The 23077-nt window shown below is 52.3% G+C and carries 18 protein-coding genes; 13 read left to right on the plus strand and 5 right to left on the minus strand.

Features of this window, described 5'->3' with window-relative positions:
* Positions 1-35 precede the first annotated feature (35 nt).
* On the minus strand, positions 36-1244 hold the full coding sequence (locus VH187_RS16620) for an IS256 family transposase (protein ID WP_329702570.1): 1209 nt from the start codon (positions 1242-1244) through the stop codon (positions 36-38).
* A gap of 109 nt (positions 1245-1353) precedes the next feature.
* Here VH187_RS16620 and VH187_RS16625 point away from each other — a divergent pair, with 109 nt between their 5' ends.
* From VH187_RS16625 to VH187_RS16635, 3 genes are all read left to right on the plus strand, one after another.
* A complete protein-coding gene (locus VH187_RS16625) occupies positions 1354-2301 on the plus strand; it encodes a GGDEF domain-containing protein (RefSeq protein WP_329702778.1) in 948 nt (315 codons plus the stop codon).
* Between the two features lie 234 nt (positions 2302-2535).
* On the plus strand, positions 2536-4518 hold the full coding sequence (locus VH187_RS16630) for an alkyl/aryl-sulfatase (RefSeq protein WP_329702571.1): 1983 nt from the start codon (positions 2536-2538) through the stop codon (positions 4516-4518).
* A gap of 137 nt (positions 4519-4655) precedes the next feature.
* Positions 4656-5624: a J domain-containing protein gene (locus VH187_RS16635; RefSeq protein WP_329702572.1), complete on the plus strand. Its 969-nt coding sequence runs from the start codon at positions 4656-4658 to the stop codon at positions 5622-5624.
* 46 nt (positions 5625-5670) lie between these two features.
* Here VH187_RS16635 and VH187_RS16640 read toward each other — a convergent pair whose 3' ends face one another.
* From VH187_RS16640 to VH187_RS16650, 3 genes are all read right to left on the minus strand, one after another.
* Positions 5671-7212, minus strand: a complete 1542-nt coding sequence (locus tag VH187_RS16640; protein WP_329702573.1) for a DHA2 family efflux MFS transporter permease subunit — start codon at positions 7210-7212, stop codon at positions 5671-5673.
* An 11-nt stretch (positions 7213-7223) separates the two neighbouring features.
* Positions 7224-8240: an HlyD family secretion protein gene (locus VH187_RS16645; RefSeq protein WP_329702574.1), complete on the minus strand. Its 1017-nt coding sequence runs from the start codon at positions 8238-8240 to the stop codon at positions 7224-7226.
* 186 nt (positions 8241-8426) lie between these two features.
* Positions 8427-9440 carry a LacI family DNA-binding transcriptional regulator gene (locus VH187_RS16650; protein ID WP_329702575.1) on the minus strand — a complete coding sequence of 338 codons (1014 nt, stop codon included), beginning with the start codon at positions 9438-9440 and terminating at the stop codon, positions 8427-8429.
* Positions 9441-9639: 199 nt separating this feature from the next.
* On the opposite strand from VH187_RS16650, the gene VH187_RS16655 reads away from it, so the two are divergent.
* The gene (locus tag VH187_RS16655) at positions 9640-10731 is read left to right on the plus strand and encodes a cellulase family glycosylhydrolase (protein ID WP_329702576.1); all 1092 of its coding nucleotides are present in this window, start codon (positions 9640-9642) and stop codon (positions 10729-10731) included.
* Positions 10732-10780: 49 nt separating this feature from the next.
* Positions 10781-12175, plus strand: coding sequence for an MFS transporter (locus VH187_RS16660; RefSeq protein ID WP_329702577.1), 1395 nt, complete (start codon positions 10781-10783; stop codon positions 12173-12175).
* Between the two features lie 89 nt (positions 12176-12264).
* Here VH187_RS16660 and VH187_RS16665 read toward each other — a convergent pair whose 3' ends face one another.
* Positions 12265-13386, minus strand: a complete 1122-nt coding sequence (locus VH187_RS16665) for a ribosomal protein uL16 3-hydroxylase (protein WP_329702578.1) — start codon at positions 13384-13386, stop codon at positions 12265-12267.
* Between the two features lie 184 nt (positions 13387-13570).
* Here VH187_RS16665 and VH187_RS16670 point away from each other — a divergent pair, with 184 nt between their 5' ends.
* From VH187_RS16670 to VH187_RS16705, 8 genes are all read left to right on the plus strand, one after another.
* Positions 13571-13969 (plus strand): DUF1090 domain-containing protein, encoded by a 399-nt coding sequence (locus VH187_RS16670; protein WP_329702579.1) that lies wholly within the window; start codon positions 13571-13573, stop codon positions 13967-13969.
* Positions 13970-14154: 185 nt separating this feature from the next.
* A complete protein-coding gene (locus tag VH187_RS16675) occupies positions 14155-15657 on the plus strand; it encodes a GGDEF domain-containing protein (protein WP_329702580.1) in 1503 nt (500 codons plus the stop codon).
* Between the two features lie 90 nt (positions 15658-15747).
* Positions 15748-16224, plus strand: a complete 477-nt coding sequence (locus VH187_RS16680) for a WbuC family cupin fold metalloprotein (RefSeq protein ID WP_329702581.1) — start codon at positions 15748-15750, stop codon at positions 16222-16224.
* 165 nt (positions 16225-16389) lie between these two features.
* Positions 16390-18042, plus strand: coding sequence for a sensor histidine kinase (locus VH187_RS16685; protein ID WP_329702582.1), 1653 nt, complete (start codon positions 16390-16392; stop codon positions 18040-18042).
* A complete protein-coding gene (locus VH187_RS16690; protein WP_329702583.1) occupies positions 18035-18736 on the plus strand; it encodes a response regulator in 702 nt (233 codons plus the stop codon). Before VH187_RS16685 ends, VH187_RS16690 begins: the two co-directional genes overlap by 8 nt.
* 177 nt (positions 18737-18913) lie before the next feature.
* Positions 18914-20002, plus strand: coding sequence for an ABC transporter substrate-binding protein (locus VH187_RS16695; RefSeq protein ID WP_329702584.1), 1089 nt, complete (start codon positions 18914-18916; stop codon positions 20000-20002).
* A 181-nt stretch (positions 20003-20183) separates the two neighbouring features.
* Positions 20184-21953 (plus strand): ABC transporter permease, encoded by a 1770-nt coding sequence (locus VH187_RS16700; protein WP_329702585.1) that lies wholly within the window; start codon positions 20184-20186, stop codon positions 21951-21953.
* On the plus strand, positions 21946-23016 hold the full coding sequence (locus VH187_RS16705) for an ABC transporter ATP-binding protein (RefSeq protein WP_329702586.1): 1071 nt from the start codon (positions 21946-21948) through the stop codon (positions 23014-23016). The genes VH187_RS16700 and VH187_RS16705 overlap by 8 nt, the downstream gene beginning before the upstream one ends.
* Positions 23017-23077: the final 61 nt, after the last annotated feature.

Genomic DNA, 23077 nt, shown 5'->3' on the forward strand with positions numbered 1-23077 from the left:
GACCCTGTAAATAATTCTGTGTAACTGCCACCGTATTAAAGGTGATCGCTCAGGCGGTCACCGAACTCGATAATAAAACGGCTCATCGCCAGCCGCCAGTTCTGGATCGGCATACTCCATTTTTTTGAAGCATCCCTGATCGCCAGATAAATAACTTTTCGCACCGAGTCGTCTGTCGGGAACACTTTGCGCTTTTTGATAGCCGCACGGATCACGCTGTTCAGCGACTCGATGGCATTCGTGGTGTAGATAGCTTTGCGGATATCGGGCGGATAACCGAAGAACGTATTGAGATTTTCCCAGTGGGCACGCCAGCTTTTGCTGATTTGCGGGTATTTATCGTCCCAGGCTGCCGCGAAGTTATCCAGCGCCATCAGCGCCGCCTCTTCTGTCGGCGCCTGATACACCGTTTTCAGCCCACTGGTGACCGTTTTGTAGTCCTTCCACGACACGTATTTCAGGCTGTTGCGCACCATGTGAATGATGCAAAGCTGGATGTGCGTCTGCGGATACACGCTGTTTATCGCATCCGGGAAGCCTTTCAGACCGTCCACGCAGGCAATCAGGATATCCTGAAGTCCCCGGTTTTTTAGCTCTGTCAGCACACTGAGCCAGAACTTCGCACCTTCGTTTTCAGCCAGCCACATGCCCAGAAGTTCTTTCTGGCCTTCAGTATTAATGCCAAGAGCGAGGAACACCGCTTTGTTTATCACGTTACCGCTTTGACGAACTTTCACCACGATACAGTCAAGATAAACAATGGGATACAGCGCATCCAGGGACCGGTTTTGCCACTCCGTTACCTGCTCTTTGACCGTATCGGTGACTTTAGATATCAGCGTCGGAGACACATCTGCATCGTACATTTCTTTGAAGGTGGCAACGATTTCGCGGGTCGTCATGCCTTTGGCGTACAGGGACAAAATCTGGCTGTCCATCTGCGTGATACGTGTCTGATTTTTCTTGATTAGCTGCGGTTCAAAGGTATTTTCGCGGTCGCGTGGCGTAATAAGTTCGATCTCGCCATCGTCGCACAGCAATGTTTTGGACGAGTAGCCATTACGGGTATTCGACCCTGACTTTGGGGCATTTTTTTCATGCCCGAGGTGTTCAGTCAGCTCTGCATTGAGCGCTGTTTCGACGGTAAGCTTCGTCAGCATGCGGGAAAATGCATTGAGATCGGCTTCGGTTTTAATGCCTTTAGCCAGTTCAGCCGCAAGAGCTTTAAGTTTCTTTTCGTCCATAATTTGCCTGTCTCCGTGAGTGGAGTGAACATATCAAAAACAGGCAATTACACAATTTTAATTACAGTCTCCTTTCCATACCGAAAATTACACGCTCACGCTCTACAGCATCATCGCTTTTTCGTTGATCAATATGTACGCCGCTTTTACGTTACGCGACCGCATCAATGAAGGGCTTTATCAAAAGTGCCTACCGCTTATCGCACTGATATTTGGTGTTTTATGGGCAATTATTTTCTTTAATATGCTGAATGATTTTTACCAACCCACGGTAACGATGGTGATCCTGGTGATCATTCTGCTTCCCGCAACCATTACGTTTTATATCTCGCGACTCTTATTGACACTGTTCTGCATCCCGATTGTCGTTGCGATGGTGTACGGCGAAATCCTGACTCCATTAAAATTCACGCTACTGCAAGGTCTCGGCACGGCCATTATTCTGATCGTGGTGCTGTCGGCGCGCTACATCCTGCTGGAGTCCTATCAACGTACACAACGCAGCGAATACGAAAAAAATGTGCTGATTAAAAAGCTGGTCCGGCTTGCCAACTACGACACGCTGACCGGGTTATTTAATCGCCACAGCCTGACGGAAGCTTTTGCACGCAACGTGCGTCAACTTGAACAAAACAGCAAGTCGATGTTCCTGATTGTGCTGGATATTGATTTTTTCAAGCAATACAACGATATGTACGGTCATATCGAGGGGGATAAATGTCTGATTCGCGTGTCACGCTGTATCGAGCAATCCCTGCGTAAAGCCAGCGATGCGGCGTTTCGTTTCGGGGGGGAAGAGTTTGTCGTTTTGGCGGTATGCGACAACATCCATAACGCAGTGGATATCGGTAAACGCATCCAACATGCGCTGGCGAATGCCCGCATTCCGCACAAAGGATCAACGATTAGCGCGCGAGTTACTCTGAGTCAGGGCATTGCACAGTGGCACCCAGAGATGACGCTGGAAGCACTGGTCGAATTTGCCGACAAACAGCTTTATCTGGCGAAGCGCCAAGGGCGAAACCGAATCTGTTGGGATAAACACAGCCCGAAATAATCCCACCCTAAACTTTTCGGTTATACCTTACTTTCATAGGTCTATGTACGCTCATGCCGAGCAATAAGACTTGCTGTTAAAAATAATCGCGTTTTCCTCTCTGTTTTATAAGGCACTTTGTTAAATCTCGTCTACACTTGCCCAATGTAAACATGCGGTTATAAAAAGAAGCATTTCCTAACAGTACGCTTACAAACACGGACTCCACTTTTGCACATCTCATGAGGTCAATAAATGAGACTCAATGCCATCGTCACAAGCCTGGCGCTTGCAGGGATACTGACTACCGTAGCACTCCCTTCCTTCGCAGAGGAAGCTCAAGCCCAGAAAGACGCAACAGCCGCCACCAAACAGGCGAATGATGCCCTTTTACAACAACTGCCTTTCTCCGATAACACCGATTTTACCAACGCTCATAAAGGCTTTGTCGCCGCGCTTCCACAGGACGTTATCAAAGGCGAACAAGGCAACGTCATCTGGAACCCGCAACAATATTCCTTCATTAAAGAAGGTGAAAAAGCGCCGGATAGCGTCAACCCAAGCCTGTGGCGTCAATCGCAGCTGATCAACATCAGCGGCCTGTTTGAAGTCACCGACGGCGTGTACCAGATTCGTAACCTCGATTTGTCCAACATGACCATTATCGAAGGTAAAGAAGGCGTGACCGTGGTTGACCCACTGGTCTCAGCCGAAACCGCGAAAGTGGGCATGGATCTGTATTTCAAAAACCGCGGTAAAAAACCGGTTGTGGCGGTCATCTACACCCACAGCCACGTTGACCACTACGGCGGCGTGCGCGGTGTGGTTGACGAAGCTGACGTGAAATCCGGCAAAGTGAAGATTTACGCGCCAGCTGGATTTATGGAAGCCGCCGTGGCTGAAAACATCATGGCTGGTAACGTCATGAGCCGCCGCGCCAGCTACATGTACGGCAACCTGCTAAAACCAGACACCAAAGGCCAGGTTGGCGCAGGTCTGGGAACGACGACCTCTGCCGGTACGGTAACGCTTATCGCACCGACTAATATCATCGAGAAAGACGGTCAAAAAGAAGTCATTGACGGTCTGACCTATGACTTCATGCTGGCGCCAGGTTCAGAAGCTCCGTCTGAAATGCTGTGGTACATCGAAGAGAAAAAACTCATCGAAACCGCAGAAGACGTGACTCACACCCTGCACAACACCTATTCCCTGCGCGGCGCGAAAATCCGTGAACCGCTGCCATGGTCGAAATACATCAACGAAGCCATTGTACGTTGGGGCGATAAAGCTGAAGTCCTGATGGCACAGCACCACTGGCCAACGTGGGGCAACGACAACATTAATACGTTGTTGAAATCGCAGCGCGATCTGTACCGTTATATTAACGACCAGACATTGCGTATGGCTAACGAAGGTCTGACCCGCGACGAAATCGCCGCAGATTTCAAACTGCCGCCAAATCTCGCCAATACTTGGGCGAACCGCGGTTACTACGGCTCCGTCAGCCATGACGTCAAAGCCACCTACGTGCTGTATCTCGGCTGGTTCGATGGCAACCCGGCAACCCTGGATGAACTGCCACCGGAAGAAGCGGCGAAGAAATTCGTTGAGTACATGGGCGGCGCAGATGCCATCCTGCAAAAAGCGAAAACCGATTACGACCAGGGTAACTACCGCTGGGTCGCTCAGGTGGTCAGCAAAATCGTCTTCGCTGATCCGAGCAACCAGGCCGCCAAAAATCTGGAAGCGGATGCGCTGGAACAGTTGGGCTATCAGGCCGAATCTGGCCCATGGCGTAACTTCTACCTGACCGGCGCGCAGGAATTGCGTAATGGCGTGGTGAAAGGTCCGACACCGAACACCGCCAGCCCAGATACCGTGCGTGCAATGACCCCAGAAATGTTCTTCGATTATCTGGCGGTGCATGTGAATGGTCAGAAAGCGGCGGATGCAAAAGCGGTGCTGAATTTCAACTTCACCGATACCGGCGACAAGTACAAACTTGAGCTGGAAAACGGGGTGTTGAACCACACCGCCGACGCACAAGCGAGCAACGCGGATGCCACGATCAACCTTTCCCGTGCGACGCTCGACAAAATCGTGCTGAAAGAGGAATCGTTGCAGGAAGCCAAAGACAAAGGTGACGTTAAAATCACTGGCGACGCTGGCAAACTCGATCTGCTGCTGAACTCAATGGACAAATTTGAGTTCTGGTTCAACATCGTTACGCCGTAATGTCTGCTCTCCCCTGCGGCGATCGCCGCGGGGGAATTTCACTCAACATCCTCTTCCCCACTCATTTTGGTGGCTCGTGATTTTCTGCCATTTCTTTACAATGCACACTCCCCTTTATTTTCTGTTCTCCTGGTCACATGCACAGCCATTACGATACGTTGAAGGTCGCTCGTCAGGCGACAACTGAAGAAATTAAGCGTGCATGGAAGCGCATGTCTTTTCTGCATCATCCGGACCGTTTTCCCGAAGCCGAGCGTCAGAAACAAACCGACATTATCAAAGCGATCAATGAAGCATGGCGTGTTTTGAGTGATGCCGAATCGCGTCTGCGTTATGACCAGTGGCTTAATGAACAGCAGGCAGCCGATACGCAGAGCACTCGCCAGAACAGGCAGGAACAGGAGAAGCGTACCGAGCAGGAGTATGCCGATTTCTGGCGTCATGTTGAAACGATGTGGGAAGACGAGTATCAGCTGCAAAAACGCAAAGAGGCGTATTTTCGCGAACGTCGGCGTGAAGACTTTAAGCAAGACATGGCGGAGAAGTCTGCGGCAGTAAAATCGTTTATTCATGAAAGCCAGATTGTCGATAAAAGCAAATCCGCGCTGCGCCGTCTGTTTAAACTGGCGCTGGTCGCAGGGGCGTTCGTCATCGCAGCCATTGTTATTGCGATGATCCACGAAGCCACCAAGGGGATTTCGCAAAGCCAGGTGTATGCGGCGAGCAACAGTGCGCCAACTCGCGAAGCACAAGCGGCGGAATTTTATCAGGACGTGAACAAGAACATCACCCAGGTCAACCAAACGTTGCCCAAGCCTGCCTCAAAAGGCGTGACCTTAGAAAGCTTAGAAGTACAGGCCAGCACCCTGACCTACGTTTTTAGCGTCAACACCGCGTTCAGCAAAGGCTTTTCAGAAGCCAAACTGAGGCAAAATCTGCTCGATGCGTTTGATCACGGCAATCTGAAAAAAGTCTGCGAGATGGGCAATAGCCAACCCGGCGTGCCTGCTGATTTCCACTTTGCTTATCGCTACCAGTACCGCGATCGGACGATAACAGTGAGTTTGCCATTTAGTGAGGCTTGCCCGGCGGCGTATACCTACTGATATCAACCACTGCCCGCGCAAGCGCAGCGCCGCCGGGCAACGTAAACTACTCCAGAATCGTTTCGCCCACTTTCTCAGGCTTCGAGAACAGCAATACCAGCGGCAGCAGAATAAAGCACAGGAACATCATCAGACGGAAATCCTGGTAATAGGCTAATACCGTGGCCTGACGGGTCACTTCACCGTTGATAGCCATCAGCCCCGACACCTGATGCAGGTTATACGCGCCCTGCTGCATATCATGCTGTAACGCTTTGTTGAACGGGTTGATGAACCCGGCAAACACACTATGATTGCGCTGACTTTGTTGCGCCAGATAGGTCGTCACCATCGAAATACCGATACTGCTGCCGATGTTACGGATCAGCGAGTATAGCGACGTGCCTTCTGTGCGATAAGCCGGAGCCAGCGTTGAGAAGGTCAGTGTTGAAAGCGGCACAAAGGTCAGCCCAATACCGATGCCCTGCACCACGCCTGAGCTGATAATTTCCCACTGGCTCATCCACATGCTGAACTGGGTCATCTGCCACAGTGAAATCGCCATCACCACCACGCCGAGCGCAATCACATAGCGCAAATCCACTTTCCCGGCGATCCGTCCGACAATCATCATGCTGAACATGGTGCCGAACCCGCGCGGCGTCATCAGTAGACCGACATCGATAACCGGATAATTCATAAAGTTCTGCAACAGCGGCGGCATCAGCGCCATGGTCGCCAGCAGAATGATCCCCATCATAAAGCTGAACAACAGCCCGACGACAAAGTTCTTATCGCGGAAAATACCCGGCTCGATAAACGGTTTTTTGATGGTAAAAATGTGGGCAATAAACAGATAAAACGCCACACCCGCCAGTACCGCTTCGATGATGATTTCCCCACTGGAAAACCACTCTTTCGACTGACCACGGTCGAGAAACAGTTGCAGGCTGCCGATAGTCACGCTCAGTAAGAAGAAGCCGAGCAAGTCGAATTTGCGTTTTGCATCCAGCGCCGTTTCACTGACGAAGGCGCTGATACCGAGCCACGCCAGCGCGCCAAACGGAATGTTGATATAGAACACCCAGCGCCAGCTGTAAAATTCAGTGAGCCAGCCGCCAAGCGCCGGGCCAAGGATTGGCCCCACCATCACGCCCATTCCCCACATCGCCATCGCTGAGCCGTGCTTCTCTTTCGGCCAGGCATCCAGCATCACCGATTGTGACAGCGGCACCAGGCTTGCGCCAAAAATCCCCTGCAACAGACGGAAAATCACAATTTGATCGAGAGACTGTGCGGCCCCGCATAGCATGGAAGCGACGGTGAAACCGATAACAGACCACGTAAACAGACGCTTACGCCCGATACGCGCCGCCACAAAACCGGTCAGCGGCATCGCTATCGCGGCGGCGACGATATAAGAAGTCAGAACCCAGGACGTCTGGTCCTGCGTTGCACCCATCGCGCCCTGCATATGCGGCAGTGCCACGTTGGCGATGGTGGTATCCAGCGCCTGCATGATGGTCGCCAGCATCACCGAAAAGGTGATCAGTAACCGTCTGTCGGCAGGACGCTTTTGTGGCAGCGGAGCTGCTATCACATCAGACATATTCTGCCTCCTCAGGATTCGTTGTTGTTGCTGACCTGGGTATCAATTTTGATGTTGGCGCTTAACCCCGCACGCAATTGCGGCTGGTTGGCATCGGTTTGCAGACGAATGCGAACTGGCACACGCTGTGTCACTTTCACCCAGTTGCCGGTGGCATTTTCTGCCGGAATAACCGAATACTCAGCCCCCGTTGCTGGACTGATACTGCTCACTTTGCCGTGCCACACCACGCCCGGCGCATAATCGACGGTGATTTCAGCGCTTTCATTATCACGGATGTGGGTCAGATCTTTTTCGGTAAAGTTGGCTTCAACATACAAATTGCTGTCAGACACCAGCAGCATCGCAGTTGTCCCGTTCTGCAAATATTCCCCGGTTTGCAAAACTTTGGTGATATGGCCGGAAGACGGCGCATATTCGTTAACGTGCGAGAGATTGTTTTTCGCGGTATTCAATTCAGCCAGCGCTTTTTTATAACGCGGATGTTTCTCAACCGGCAACGCAATATCGCCGCCGAAGCTATCAGCCACTTCCTGCAATTGCGTTTGCAACATATTCACTTCCAACGCCATTAACAGGCTTTTCTGGTGTGCACCGTCAAGATCGGACGCCGACACGTAGCCCGGGCCGCTCAGACGATGCAAACGCCCTTCTTCACGCTGCGCATAGGCATACTGACTTTTTGACACCGCGATATTCGCCAGCTTGCTTTTATATTGCGATTTAATGGTGTTTAGATCGATAACCGTATTATTTAATTCAGACTTGGCCTGCGCTACCGCTAATTCATAGGGTTTGGGATCGACGCTAAATAACAGGTCGCCTTTATTCACGTGCTGATTTTCTTTTACCGCCACCTGTAATACACGCCCAGGCACTTCCGCGCTAATAGCGGTTTTATCCGCTTTAACGTAAGCATTATCTGTTTCTACATATCGGCCACTGGTCATATATAACCAGCCACCCGCAGCGACACCCAGAGTCGGAACCACGAGCAATAAGACAAAACGCAGCTTTTTAATATTCATGTGCAGGTCTCTTTATTTATTGGCGATAGACACGTCGAAAAAGGAGCAAAGGGAAGTGCAGACGACCCGCGCGACAGACGGGCTTCGTCAAAGTGAAGTGTTCAGGTATCACCGGAATTATTGATACGACAAATATACTTAGCCTGCTTATGATAAACTAAGCAGGCTGTGCTATTCGGGGTTTATTTATAAATTTGCGAGGCTGGAACGTCTTATTTTCAGACGTCCCGCAAGGGTTAAATGCGTAGCGGTATCTTCTGCATGACAGAGATATTCCACCGCCAGTCTACCCAGTTCACCATAAGGCAACTGAATACTTGTCAACGGCGGCGTCATTTGTTCCGATATTTTTTGATCGTCATAACCGGCGACCAGAATATCGTCCGGCACCCGCACGCCGTTTGCCGACAACGCCTGATAGCAGCCAACGGCCAGCCAGTCGCTGGCGCAGAAAATCGCATCGGGGCGTACATCCAGCGCCAGCAGCGCAACGGTGGCCTGATAGGATTCATTAAACTGCCAGTTGGTTTGTTGCACCCACTCTGGCTGTGGCGCGATCCCCGCTTGGGTTAGCGCAGCGTGATAACCCGCCAAACGCTGACGGGTCGCCTCCATCCAGCTTTCGCCCGCGATATGCGCAATGCGCTTCGCGCCTTGGCCGATCAGGTGGCGCGTCAGTTGAAAGGCGTTGGCGTAGTCATCCGGCACGAACGATGGCAGCAGCGGAGAATCAGGGTCACGCTGATTGAGCAGCACCAGCGGCAAATCGGTGCAGTCCTGGAAAGCGGTCATGTCGACTATCGTCGTCACCGGCGAGGCCAGAATGATGCCCACACAATTCCGTTTTTCGAGCTGGCGAATGATGTTCAGCGCCAGCTCATTGTCGTCACCGTAATCGTACACCGTGAGCAACACTTCATTGCGCCACGCGGCTTCCCGCGCCTGGCTTATCGCATCAACGAACGGATCGTAACTTTGCAGGGAGCTTATCAGCAGTGCGATTTCTTCCTGATTGCGCGGCGAATGGATCGCAGGCAGACGGTCATAGCCCAACTCGCCCGCCACCGCGATCACTTTTTGCCGGGTTTCTTCGCTGAGTTTGATATTGCGTGACTGATTGAGCACCAGCGACACCGTCGCCTGGGAAACCCCGGCAGCGCGCGCGATGTCGTTCATCGTGACCTTATTTTTCCGCTTCATGTCCCTGCCCCACGGTCTCAAGAATCAACATCATACCTGCCCGCTCCGCATTTCGGCAGCGCTGTGCGTCATCGGTCACGTTTCTCTCGGCTGGATAGCTCAACTTTGTGACGGTTATCGCTTTTTCGCACAGCGGCCTTTGCTCATTTACCCGCCAGCTAATATTTATTAGCTAAACATTATCAGTTATGAGGTGAGCATGAAACAACAATGGAGTCAGGCACAGGCGCAGGCGTGGTATCAGCAGCAGGGCTGGCTGTGCGGTTTTAACTATTTGCCGTCGACGGCAGTGAACTGGACCGATATTTGGCAGAAAGAGACCTTCGATGCGCCAACGATCGAGCGAGAACTGGGCTGGGCGGCAGAAGCGGGCTACAACAGTTTGCGCATCAACCTGCCGTTTATCGTCTGGGAACACGATCGCGACGGATTCATCGCCCGCATCAACCAGTTCTTGCAGATCGCTGACACGCACGGTTTCCGCACCATGTTGACACTGATGGACGACTGCGGCTTTTCCGGCGATGAACCCTATCTCGGCCCGCAAAAAGCCCCGGTTCCGGGCGTGCACAACAGTCAGGCGGCGGCGAGTCCGGGCCGTGCGAAAGTGTGCAACTACGACGACTGGCCGCATATCGAGCGCTACGTGCGCGACATCGTGCGTGAATTCCGCAGCGATAAGCGTGTATTGCTGTGGGATCTCTACAACGAACCGGGTAACCGTGGGATTTTCTCGACCGGCACCGTTGAAGTGTTCTATGACGCAAAACTTGAAGATTACGCCCATGAATTGATGCGCAAGGCCTTTGAATGGGCGCGAGAAGAAGACCCGCAACAACCGTTAACCGTCTGCGCGTGGCGCTTGCAGCCTGAAGAAACCGGCATTCATCACTACACGCATCCGTTGGATAAAACCGCGCTGGAACTGTCGGACGTGGTCAGCTTCCACGCATACACCAACACCGCGCGGATGGTTGCCGTTATCCACCACCTGCAACAACTCAACCGCCCGATGTTCTGCACCGAATGGCTGGCCCGCCACGTCGGCAGCACCATTGAAGAACAATTGCCGCTGATGCATGCCGCTAACGTTGCGCCGTATCAATGGGGGCTGGTGCGTGGCAAAACCCAAACGTTTCTGCCCTGGCCGGTGGTGATGACCAGTACCACTGATTATTGCCGCCTTTGGTTCCACGATGTGTTTGAAGAAAACGGCATTCCGTTCTCGCAAGCGGAAATCAGCCTGGTGCGCAAACTGAGTCGCATCGGCTTGCACCCAACCCATTCATAAAAATAACAATATCCTCCGGAAATAAATTTCCGGGGGAAAGGTACGCACTATGGCAAATACAATGAAAATACCGTCTCGCGAGTTGTGGTCTTATTTTGGCTATGGTTTAGGTCAGTGTTTTAGCTTTGGTTTAGTGGGTTCGTTTATTAACTATTTTTATACCGACGTGCTGGGCATTTCCGCCCTCGCCGCCAGTACCATTTTCCTGGTGGCTCGCGCTTGGGATGCCATCCACGATCCGCTGTTCGCCAGTTTCATGGACACGCTCAGCAGCCGTTTTGGCAAATTCCGTCATTTTATGCTGATTGCGCCATTGCTCATTACCGGCGTGACGCTGTTGTCGTTCTATAAAATAGAAGCCGACACCACCACCAAAATTCTTTATGCGGGTGTGACCTATATTCTGTGGGGCACGCTGTATGCGATTTCCGATATTCCGTTCTGGTCGATTTCATCGGTAATGACCAACGATTCCGGTCAACGCACCCGCGCGGTCACGGCAGCCACGCTGGGCGTGAATGCGGGGATTGCCTGCGCCAATATTTTCTTCCCCAAACTGGCGGCTTTTTTCTCTCACTACAGCAACGACAAAGGCTATTTTATGGCGGCGCTGGTGATGATGCTGGTTGGCCTGCCGCTGATGCTCAACGGCTTCGCACAAATTAAAGAACGCGTGCCGCCGAGCCCGGAAAACGTCACCATTCGCGATACGTTCCGCAATTTAAAACAGAACAAGCCACTGTTTATTATTTTGCTGTCGTTCTTCTTTTGCGTATTCCATAACGTTGCCAACGGCATTTATATCTACTTCTTTATTTACAATATGGGCGATGGCAGCCTGCAAATGATGATTGGGCTGATGGGGATCGTCGCCTCTGTCGTGTGTCTGGTCGCCCCAATGCTGACCCGCAAACTGCAAAAGCGAAAACTGTTTATGATCCTCTGCGGGCTGGATATTACCGTGCGCGTGGTGATGTGGTTTGCAGGCTATCAACACACCGCCATCTTGTTCCTGTTGCTGGGCCTGAGCACCATTTTCGTGACCATGAGTAACCTGCTAACTTCCTCGATGATTGCCGACACCATCGAATATGCCGAATACCACACCCATAAACGCTGCGCGGCCATCACGTTTTCTGGGCAAACCTTTACCGGCAAGATGTCAGTTGCGTTCGGCGGGGGGCTGATTGGAGTGTTTCTGACGATGATTGGCTACGTGCCTCAGGCGCAGAGTCAGAGCGATGCTGTGCTAAATGGGTTGTTCTTTGGCATCTGTTTGCTGCCCGCCATCGGCTCGCTGATTCGGCTGGGCTTTATGTCGCGCTATACCTTTACCGAAGAGAAGCACGCCGAGATTTGTCGTCTGCTGGCACAACGTCGTCATGCAGCGGTTGAGGATGAAGTGAATGAACAGCCGGACGGGCGTCCGGTATCGGCGAGTTGATCCATTGCGAAACGCCCGGCGGCACTGCGTTTGCACGGGCATACAGGGTTCAGTAGGCCGGGTAAGCGTAGCGCCACCCGGCACCGGAATTACTCTTCGAAGAACCAATAACCCTGATTCATCAACGCTGTAAGCTCGGCAATAAACGCCGGGTTTTGCAGCGCATCGCCGAGTTCTGACTGACCGAGTTCCGTAAAGCGGCACAGCGCATCAGCCGCTTTCGCATCAGCGGTTTTCCAGCTTTCGCTGTTGATAAAGAAGTTGCCGTCGATGTTGAGCACACGCAGACCACTCAGGCGAGTCAGCATTTCGCCGCCCATCAGCGCGTCCTGGACTTCCTCTTCGGAATACGGTGGCTCTGCCGGGGCAATGTCCAGCTCGTGACGTGGCGTAGAGGCAAAGCGGCCAAACCACTGTTTGAAATCTTCCGGCTGGCTTACTATTTCAACCATCATCGAACGCAGACGCTCAAGCTCATGCGCTTCCACACGGCCCGCGTGTTCACGCACGGTCAGATCCGGGTCGCTGTAATGCGCGCCGCCGAGATCGTTTTCCAGCGCATAATCCGCAAAGCTGCTGATCAGGTCGCGTCCGTTTGGCCCACGGAAGCCCACTGAATAGTTCAGCGTGTCTTCATAAGTGAAGCCGTCGTGCGGGAATCCAGGTGGAATGTACAGGATGTCGCCTGGCGACATCTCAACATCAATAATCGGCTCAAACGGGTCGACGTGCAGCAGCGCTGGGTGCGGGCAGAATTGACGCATTGGGATCGCATCCCCCACGCGCCAGCGACGGCGGCCCATCCCCTGAATAATGAACACATCGTAGTTGTCGATATGCGGACCAACACCACCGCCCGGCACGGAGTAGGAGATCATCAGATCATCAAGACGCCATTCCGGCAGGACGCGGAACGGGCGCACCAGTTCTGCGGAAGGCATATGCCAGTGGTTCACCGCCTGCGCCAGCAGTGACCAGCCGGTTTCGCCGAGATCATCAAAATGTTCGAATGGACCGTGGCTTGCAGACCATTTACCGTCAGTCTGGCTGACCAGGCGACTGTCTACTTCCGGCTCCATCGCCAGCCCCGCCAGTTCATCTGGCGTGATCGGATCAACGAAATTTGGGAAGGCATTTTTCAACACAACGGGTTGTTTTTGCCAGTATTTCTCTAAAAACTCGGGCCAGTTAATGTTCAGTTGGTTAACCATACAATCACACCAGTAAGAGGATAAACGAGCGTGATTATGCGAGAGATGCCCTCTTTCGACTTTGTTAAGGGTCAAGGGTTGGCGAAAAAATGAATCATCCTTGTGCTTTATACGGATGATTTAAGAAATTATTAAGATCTGGGGAGTAGGATGATCCTTACTTTAATGGACACGGAGAGAATCCATGACTTTCACTACTCTGACAAAAAATACCGCCATGGCCTTAGCGCTGATGGCCCTGCCCACCGCCTCTGTTTTTGCACAATCCACGTTAACCGGGTGTGCGGCTAAAAAAGACGAAATCCAGCAGCAACTCGATTATGCCAAAAAGTATAACAACAGCGGTCAAATCGCAGGACTGGAGAAGGCGCTGAAAGAAGTGAACGCTAACTGCACCGATGCGTCGTTGCGTGCTGAACGCGAAGCTGATGTGCGTGAAAAAGAGCAAAAAGTGACGGAGCGCGAGCAGGAGCTGACGGAAGCAAAAGCAACAGGACGCTCAGACAAAATCCAGAAGAAGCAAGAAAAACTGGATGACGCCAAAGAAGAACTGGCCGACGCAAAAGCCGAGCTGAATAAATAGCCAAATCGTTTACGGGCGGCTCTCAACCGCCCCTTCCCCCACGCCCTTTCTTCTACTGCAGAAGCCTGATCCGTTTAGGCTTCATTACAGCGTAAACAGGTATTCTGTATGAATGTTCCCATTTAATTACCGCCCCTCCCTTTGCATGACTACACTGAGCACTATGACGGTCAGGCAGTCCGGAGATGACGTCGATGGTAAAAGATGTGTTAAGCCGTGTTGCCCGAAAAGCTGAAAGCCGCCTGATACAGATCCTGGTCCTCACTGGGCTGGCTCTGGTCGCGATAGTGTTTGCTTACACCGTTTTGTTTCGTCTGGTGACTGTCTCTGAAAAAGTGTCTGCCGGGCTTGGCAATATTCTTGCCGACGATATGCTGCATAACGAAGATCTCGCCGACGTTATCTCACTCTTCTACTTCCGCCAGAATCATGCCCTACCGTCCCTTTCGACGCCTGCGATGGAATACGACCCGCAGCATCAGATTTATGGCGCAAACCTGTTTGCTGACAACCCTTCACCCGACCTTCGGGGCACACTCCAGTCTCGTCGCGAATTACCCCGACAGGCGGTGCTGATTGCCCGCAGCATAGATTTGTCGCTCGAGCGTGAAGACCGGGTGCCTCATCACCATCTGGTTGTGCGGCGCTATTTCCTTCCCGTCGATAATGACTATATCTATCTTTATACCAAAATGCCGACGCGTAATTACGTTTTTGCCAGCTACGGCGGCAAAGGGTTTATGCTGAAAGGTGAAGGGAAAACCCGGAATTACTTTACGCAAAAACTGAATAATTCCGTGGAGACCTCTGCGGGAAAATTCAGTGAGATTTATCAGGACGTCCTGACCAGGCGCCCAACGCTCTCTATTGAACATTTTGTTTATGATATTGGCGATTCCAGCGGAAATTCCGTCCTCGGCGTGGCGTGCCTCGATTACGAATTAAACACGTTTATTCAGTTGATAGACCGAATGGGTTACACCTCAGGTGAGCGATATCTGAATATTGACATTGAGGATAAGCTTAAACACAGCCATATCAGCATTCTCCATAATGGATATGTCTTTGGCAGAGCATCATTTGAGATCAACAAGCGCTTTGTTTTCAATGTTTCCGTCAACCCATGGGCATTCTACCTTTCAGCGGATGGCTATCCCGATATCCTTATATTTCTGTTGCTGGTTACGGTAGTCGGGCTGCTGAGTCGTTCCATGATCAAGCATAAACAAGCCTCACACACCGATTCCCTCACCTCGCTTTACAACCGAAAATGGTTGCTGGCATGGGAAAAAAATCGAGGAAAACACGTCAGCTACATCGTCGCACTCATCGACTGTAATCGTTTTAAGCCTATAAACGATCGGTATGGTCATGCGATGGGAGATGACGCACTGAGGTTTATCGCCAAAAGTATTCAGCAGAATATTCGCACCGGCTATGACTACGCGGTTCGAATGGGCGGAGATGAATTTGTGATTCTGTTTCGCACTCGAAATGTCGCGGGGGCTTACGAAGCGATGGTACGTATCAACGAACAACTGCAACAGTTTGGTCACGGTATTTCGCTTTCGGTGAGCTATGGTTTCGCGCCCCTGAGCAATGACACACCGTTAATCGCCGCGATTGCCGAAGCAGATAAACGCATGTACCGCTACAAAAGAAGAAATGCTACAGGGCATGATCGTTAAACATACCGCGCTTCTTAGACAGCGCGATGACTGATAATCTGGTAGACACAAAACCATTATGTGTGCCCAAAATCACGCCAGGCGACTGAAATGAAAACAATCACCCTGAACGACATGCAGCAACAGAGCGAAACGGCGGCCCATTCTCCCCGTTTACGCGCCCACCGAAATTTTCATCCCGAATTGAGCGATCCCGTGCAGCGTTTGGCCATTGCGATGGAACCCGGCACCTATGTGCGCCCTCATCGTCACCCGCACACGTTTGAACTGCTGTTCCCGCTAAGCGGTCGTTTTGTGGTGCTGAATTTCGATGATAACGGCACTGTGATACGCCGTGTCGTACTCGGCGAGGAGTGTAAGGTGCTGGAGATGGATGCCGGTACATGGCACGCGGTATTGTCATTAGATAACGGCGGTGTGATTTTCGAAGTGAAACACGGCGCTTATCAGCCCGTAGCGGAGCAAGACTCTGCGCCGTGGGCTCCCGCTGAAAGCCAGCCTGGCACCGCTGAATTGATGCAATGGTACGCGCAGGCTCAGGTCGGCGACGGTCCGTTTGCCCTTTAAGTCAGCAGCAATGCGCGAAGTGCCCCCGCTTTGCGCATCTTTTCTCTCCATGAATAAACAGAGAATGTAGCCAGTTCACAACTCTGCATTGCCCCAATTTAAGCCCTGATTTTCACGTGCTAGTCTCTTCAAACGTTTATATCTGGCCCTTTCATCACAGGTCGTATGAAGCCCCGATTGCCTTTTCAGGTGAAGCTATTTCTGTCTCTGGTGGTCTTTTCCTGCCTGCTTCTATTGTTGCTGGGCGCATTGTTGTTCCATTTTATCGACCGCCAGCTTCATCACGATCTGGGTCAACGCGCCCGCGTGCAGGCGAGCGAAATAGCGTTGATGCCGGGCCTTGCGGAAAAAGTGGAGCAGCGAGATATTGCGGGTATTGCGGCATTAATTCAGCCGCTGCGCGCGCAAAGTGACGCGAGTTATATCGTGATCGGTGATACGCAAGAAAAGCATCTCTTCCATTCCGAATCCCCGGAGCGCCTGAATTTACCGATGATCGGCGGCGATAACGCTGAGGTGCTGAAAGGCAAAACCATTATTTCGATGCGCAAAGGCGGGATAGGCGTTTCGTTGCGCAGCAAAGCACCCATTTTCGACGCCAACCGCAACGTGATCGGCATTGTCTCCGTCGGTTATCTCACCTCTTATATCGCCAATGTGAATGCCCGTTTGCTTTGGCAGTCCGGTTTATACGGTCTGGCTTTATTACTGATGCTGTTTGCTTTTTCGTGGATATTTACCCGAGCGCTCAAAAAGCAGATGTTCTGGCTTGAACCCAAAGATATCGCCCAACTGGTGCTGCAACAAAAAGCCCTGCTGGAAGCAATGTACGAAGGCGTATTCGCGGTGAACGCACAAAAGCAGCTGATTTTAATTAACCGTGCAGCAAGAGAAATACTGGATATACATCAAAGCGAAAAAGCGTTACTCGGCAAGCCGCTGGAAGACGTCATGCAAATCCCGCCCACTTTTTTTAGTCACGATGCGCACAACGAAAACAGTCGTCATCACGACTGGATCACCGTGTTGAATCAACGGCAGGTGATCGTCAACCGCGTGGCGATCAAAGTTGAACCTGGCGCAGACAACGGCTGGGTGTTCAGCTTCCGCGATAAAAACGACATAAACACCCTTAGCAGCCAGTTAAGCCAGGTGACGCACTACGCCGATAATCTGCGCATTATGCGTCATGAACAACTGAACTGGACTGCGACACTGGTAGGGTTGTTGCAAATGCAACGCTATGACGACGCGATGCGTTATATTCACGCGCAATCCGAAGGGGCGCAAAAGGTGCTGGATTTTGTCTCCGCACAGTTCGCTTCACCCGCGCTGTGCGGATTGCTGCTGGGAAAATATGTCAGCGCACGCGAAAAAGGTATTGAGCTTATTTTCGACCCGGCCTGCCAGCTCACCCGTATTCCTGCTGGGCTCAGCGAAACCGAACTGATGTCCGTCATCGGTAACTTAGTGGACAATGCTGTCGATGCCACGCTGAACACGCCAGAACGTTCGTCGCCCGTTGAGATCTACATTTCAGACCGAAATCAGGAGCTGGTGATCGAAGTGGCCGACAGAGGTTGCGGCGTGGACGACGCGATGAAACAGCAGATCTTCGAACAGGGAGTGACCACCAAACCGACTGATCCGGACGCGTGGGAAAAACCGGATCACGGCATCGGTTTATATCTGGTCGCCAGTTATATTCATCAGGCCGGTGGCAGCATTGAAATCACTGACAATACGCCGCAGGGCGCGCTTTTTACGGTGTTCATCCCGTTCCAGAAAACTCCGCTAACAGGACACGCCCATGACTGATACCGGCGCGCTTAAAGTTGTTATTGTTGAGGACGAGCCACATCTGGCTGAATTGCACCGCGAGTTTATCGAGCAGAATTTTCATCTGCGTGTGGTCGGGATCGCCGCCACACTGGAACAAGCCCGAACCCTGTTGAGCCAGCACCAGCCACGTTTGGTGTTGCTCGATAACTATTTGCCAGACGGTCAAGGCGTGGAATTAATCGACAGCCCGTTGCTCAAAAGTTTTGAGTGTTCCGTTATTTTCATCACCGCCGCCAGTGACATGCAAACCTGTAGCCACGCCATGCGCAGCGGCGCGTTTGACTACCTGATTAAACCCGTCTTCTTCCAGCGTCTGCGTGCGTCGCTGGAGCGCTTTATGTTGCTGGTTCACACGCTGCGGCAGGTCAAAGTGGTGGATCAACATGCGCTGGATAAACTGTTTAACTTACCCGCTGGTGAGGCCATATCCGCGCCGTCATCGAAGGGCATTGAACCCTCAACGCTTGAACGCGTTAAGCAGGTGTTTATTGATCACCCGGACAACTTCTGGTCAGTGGAACAGGTGGTTGAAGACGTGGGCATCAGCAAAACAACGTGCCGTCGCTATCTCGAATATTGCGTGGAGATCGGGTTTATCGGGATTGAGATCCAGTATGGCAATATTGGGCATCCAAGACGACTTTACCGAAAACGGACTGATACGGAATAATCCGCTGAAAACGATTCCGCGGTTCGCACACTTTTCGCGGATTCTATGGTGTTAATTGCATAAATAACGCCAACAATCACACTTCATGCACAGCGCTGTCGTCCCCCTATTGCCTGCCAAACCCCATAGGCTATGTTGACTTTTAGTTCCTCAAGTGTAACTAAAAGGTTAATTATTATGTCGAACACATTCCGCATCTCTCTGATTTCTGCTGCTGTTCTCATGTCGTCCTCGGCCATCTCTGCCCTGCCGCAGGGTTATCCGGCGGACTATCAAAAAATCGTCGATGCCGCGACCAAAGAAGGCAAGGTGGTGGTGTACTCCACGACGGACACCAAAGCCGCCGGGCCGTTGATAAAAGGTTTTGAAGCAACCTATCCGGGCATTAAAGTCGAATACAACGACATGAACAGTACCGAACTGTACAACCGATATATCAGCGAACAAGCTGCCGGCGGCGGCAGCGGTGATGTGGTCTGGAGTTCTTCAATGGACACCGCGCTGAAACTCGCCACCGATTACGCTCAGGAGTATAAATCCCCTGAGCAGGGCCAACTGCCGAAATGGGCGATTTGGCAGAGCAAAGCCTACGGCACGACATACGAGCCAGTGGTGTTTATCTACAACAAACGCCTGATCCCGGCTGGTGAAGTTCCTGATTCTCATGCGGCGCTGGCAAAATTGATTGCCGGTCAGAGCGACAAATTTAAGAGCAAAGTCACCACCTACGACATCGAAAAATCCGGTCTGGGCTTCATGCTGTCCGTTCAGGATTTCAAAGCCGACCCTAACTACTTTAAAACGCTGGCAGACGTTGCCAAAGGCGGTTTAGCCGTGCAGTCCTCCACTGGAACCATGATGGAGCGAGTTTCCTCAGGCGAAAACCTTATCGGCTTCAACATCCTTGGCTCTTATGCGGAAGCGCGCGCGAAAACCGATCCGTCGTTAGGCATTTCCTATCCGAAGGACTACACCCTGGTGCTGTCGCGCGTTTCCTTCATCAGCCAACAGGCGCAAAACAGCAACGCCGCGAAACTGTGGCTGGATTACGTGTTGTCTGAGAAAGGGCAAAGCATTCTCGCTAATCAGGCGGATATCCCGTCCATTCGTAACGATATCGAAGGCAAAAATGATATCGACGGCATGACCAAAATGTTAGGCAAGGCGCTGAAGCCGATCCCGGTGGACGAAACTTTGCTGGAATATTTACAGCCGAAAAAACGCCTGGATTACATCAAGCAATGGCGCGAAGCCGCGGCTAAATAATTTACCCTTCATCCTTCAAGCTGCAGGTGCGTTGGCTGCGCTCCCTCGCCCGATGAGCTTACTTAAGTAAGCTCATCGGGACTCGGTCCTTTGCCGCCTGCCTGCAACTTGAATGATTTTGGGTAAATAGCCTTCTTTTAACTGATTCAGCTTTCATGCTCCCTGACTGACGGGAAGTCACATGCGTACATTACAAAGAAAGTGGCAAAGCCTGCCACGTGGCATCGTCGTGCTCATAACCGCGCTGGTTATTTACACCCCGCTGTCATTCATCGTGATACAGAGTTTCCTTTCCGCTCCCTTCTTTTCCCCATCAAAAGAGTGGAGTCTTGAATCCTTTGGGTTCATTTTTACCGATCCTGATTTCTATAAAGCGCTTAAAAGCGGGTTTATTCTCGCCTTCGGCCTGGTGGCTATCGCTATTCCGCTCGGCGGTATTCTTGCGTTTCTGATGGTGCGCACCGATTTGCCCGGCAGACGGCTGATTGAACCGCTGATCCTCGTGCCTATTTTTGTTTCGCCGATGGTGTTGGGGTTTGGTTATGTGGTCGCCGCAGGTCCGGTGGGGTTCTTTTCGCTGTGGGCGCAATCCCTGATTGGCTTCGTCCCGTGGAATATTTATGACATGTCGAGCATCGTGGTGATCGCCGGTCTGACCCACGTGCCGCACGCTTATTTGTATATTTCTTCCGCGCTACGCAGTGTCGGTTCCGATGTGGAAGAAGCCGCGCGTATTGCCGGGGCCTCACCGTTACAGGTCATGACCGCCGTCAGTTTGCCGATGGTCAGGCCGTCGATTCTGTACGCCATTGTGTTGCTGTTTTTCCTCGGACTGGAAGTGTTCGGCCTGATGCTGGTGTTGGGCGATCCGGAAGGCAACATGGTGCTGGCGACCTATCTCTATCAGCTCACCAACAAACTCGGCACGCCGTCGTACCATTTGATGGCCGCCGTCGCCGTGGTGCTCATTTGCATCACCATCCCGCTGGTTATGCTGCAACGCCGTCTGATGCGCACCGCCAACCGTTTTGTGACCGTCAAAGGCAAAGCCTCGCAGGCCCGCGCGCTGCCGTTGGGGAAATGGCGCTGGGTTGCCGGTGCCGTGGTGGCTTTTTGGCTGACTGTAACCATTGGCGTTCCGCTGATGGGCGTGGTTCTGCGCGCCTTTATTTCAAATTGGGGCGTCGGCGTGTCGGTCTGGGATCAACTCTCGCTCGACACCTTCCGCACTATCTGGGCGCAGCCTAACCTGCTGCGTGCCATCGTCAACTCGATGGCGATTGGCGTTTTCGGCGGCGCGCTGGCGGTTGGGTGTTATCTGTTTGTAGGCATTGCTATGCACCGCAAACCCGATAACACCACCCGTTTTCTCGATTACAGCGTATTGGTGCCGCGCGCGGTGCCTGGCCTGCTCGCGGGTCTGGCCTTCCTCTGGGTGTTCCTGTTCCTGCCAATGTGGCTGGATAATGCCCTCAAATCTGGCTGGCTGTCCGGCATGCCGTGGTCGCAGTGGCTGCGCGATAATCTGATCGTTTGGCTACGTTCATTGCGCAGCACCATTTTCAGCGTTTGGCTGGCGTACACCGTGGTGTGGATGGCCTATGGCCTGCGCCTTATCTCCTCAACGCTGCTGCAAGTGGGGCCAGAACTGGAAGAAGCAGCGCGCAGCGCAGGGGCAACGCGGGGGCAAATCACCCGACACGTAACCATACCTTTGTCGCGCTACGGACTTATCGGCTCATGGCTGCTGATGTTCCTGATTTTTGAACGCGAATATTCAACGGGCGTGTATCTGCTTTCACCGGGGACCGAAACCATTGGCTCAATGCTGGTATCCCTGTGGGCGGCCGGTGCGATTGATATCGTGGCAGCGCTCTCCTTTATTAACATCCTGTTGGTGGTGGTTGGCCTGGGGATTGCCCTTCGTTTTGGAGTTAAATTACATGATTGAATTAACGGTCGAAAACCTGCATTTAACCTATGGCGACAATCCGGTATTGAAAGGCGTTGCCATGAATCTGAAACGCGGTGAAGTCGTCTCCTTACTTGGACCATCCGGCAGCGGAAAAACCACGTTATTGCGCGCCGTCGCGGGCCTGGAAAAACCCACACAAGGCTCGATTACGCTCGGTAATAACAAAGTGTACGACGGCACGCCGCGCAGTGAAGTTCCTGCCGAAGAGCGTAACCTCGGGCTGGTGTTTCAGTCTTATGCGCTGTGGCCGCACAAAACCGTGTTTGAAAACGTGGCCTACCCACTGAAGCTGCGCAAAGTGGCGACGAAAGAGATAACTCAGCGGGTACAAGCCGTGTTAGATCAACTCGGGCTTGGGCATCTGGGCAAACGTCACCCGCATCAGCTTTCCGGTGGGCAACAGCAGCGCGTGGCCATTGGCCGGGCGCTGGTTTATAACCCGCCGGTGATCCTGCTTGATGAGCCGCTCTCCAATCTGGACGCCAAACTGCGTGAAGAAGCGCGCGTCTTCCTGCGCGAACTGATCATCAAACTCGGTTTATCCGCGCTGATGGTGACGCACGATCAGAATGAAGCAATGGCAATTTCCGACCGCATTCTGCTGCTCAACAACGGAAAAATTGAACAACAGGGAACGCCGCAGGAAATGTATGGCTCACCGAAAACGCTGTTTACTGCAGAATTTATGGGCAGTAATAACCGCCTGCATGGCAAAGTGACTGAAGTGCGCGACGGCAAAGCGCGGATTGAAGGAAGCGGTTGGGCGCTGTGGGGGCTCGCCGGGGAAGGCGTACAACCCGGTAATGAAGGCACGGCAATTATTCGTGTCGAGCGCGTCGCACTGGTTGAGGGTCCTGGTGAAAATCAGCTTGAACTGCCGCTGCTGACCAGCATGTATCTGGGTGACCGCTGGGAATATCTGTTCCGCACTTCTGGCGATGATTTTGTCATCCGCGCCTACGGTAATGAAGTGCTCGATCCGAAGCATTGCCATCTGTCGTTACCCGAAAAACACGTCTGGATTTTCCCTAAGACCTGATGCTCTGAAGGAGTGGTGTCGTGCCGCTCCTTGTTAATGCGCAAACTGTTGGGTTGGGGTA

It is taken from the genome of Scandinavium sp. (genome assembly GCF_036271055.1).
In the GTDB taxonomy this organism is placed as follows: Bacteria; Pseudomonadota; Gammaproteobacteria; order Enterobacterales; family Enterobacteriaceae; genus Scandinavium.

Bases quoted from the DNA above. Each gene is read 5' to 3' on its own strand.
- VH187_RS16645 (WP_329702574.1), bottom strand. From the start codon at position 8,240: ATGAATATTAAAAAGCTGCGTTTTGTCTTATTGCTCGTGGTTCCGACT.
- VH187_RS16620 (WP_329702570.1), bottom strand. From the start codon at position 1,244: ATGGACGAAAAGAAACTTAAAGCTCTTGCGGCTGAACTGGCTAAAGGC.
- VH187_RS16690 (WP_329702583.1), top strand. From the start codon at position 18,035: ATGACTGATACCGGCGCGCTTAAAGTTGTTATTGTTGAGGACGAGCCA.
- VH187_RS16665 (WP_329702578.1), bottom strand. From the start codon at position 13,386: ATGGTTAACCAACTGAACATTAACTGGCCCGAGTTTTTAGAGAAATAC.
- VH187_RS16650 (WP_329702575.1), bottom strand. From the start codon at position 9,440: ATGAAGCGGAAAAATAAGGTCACGATGAACGACATCGCGCGCGCTGCC.
- VH187_RS16655 (WP_329702576.1), top strand. From the start codon at position 9,640: ATGAAACAACAATGGAGTCAGGCACAGGCGCAGGCGTGGTATCAGCAG.
- VH187_RS16705 (WP_329702586.1), top strand. From the start codon at position 21,946: ATGATTGAATTAACGGTCGAAAACCTGCATTTAACCTATGGCGACAAT.
- VH187_RS16675 (WP_329702580.1), top strand. From the start codon at position 14,155: ATGACGTCGATGGTAAAAGATGTGTTAAGCCGTGTTGCCCGAAAAGCT.
- VH187_RS16680 (WP_329702581.1), top strand. From the start codon at position 15,748: ATGAAAACAATCACCCTGAACGACATGCAGCAACAGAGCGAAACGGCG.
- VH187_RS16640 (WP_329702573.1), bottom strand. From the start codon at position 7,212: ATGTCTGATGTGATAGCAGCTCCGCTGCCACAAAAGCGTCCTGCCGAC.
- VH187_RS16635 (WP_329702572.1), top strand. From the start codon at position 4,656: ATGCACAGCCATTACGATACGTTGAAGGTCGCTCGTCAGGCGACAACT.
- VH187_RS16685 (WP_329702582.1), top strand. From the start codon at position 16,390: ATGAAGCCCCGATTGCCTTTTCAGGTGAAGCTATTTCTGTCTCTGGTG.
- VH187_RS16630 (WP_329702571.1), top strand. From the start codon at position 2,536: ATGAGACTCAATGCCATCGTCACAAGCCTGGCGCTTGCAGGGATACTG.
- VH187_RS16700 (WP_329702585.1), top strand. From the start codon at position 20,184: ATGCGTACATTACAAAGAAAGTGGCAAAGCCTGCCACGTGGCATCGTC.
- VH187_RS16660 (WP_329702577.1), top strand. From the start codon at position 10,781: ATGGCAAATACAATGAAAATACCGTCTCGCGAGTTGTGGTCTTATTTT.
- VH187_RS16670 (WP_329702579.1), top strand. From the start codon at position 13,571: ATGACTTTCACTACTCTGACAAAAAATACCGCCATGGCCTTAGCGCTG.
- VH187_RS16695 (WP_329702584.1), top strand. From the start codon at position 18,914: ATGTCGAACACATTCCGCATCTCTCTGATTTCTGCTGCTGTTCTCATG.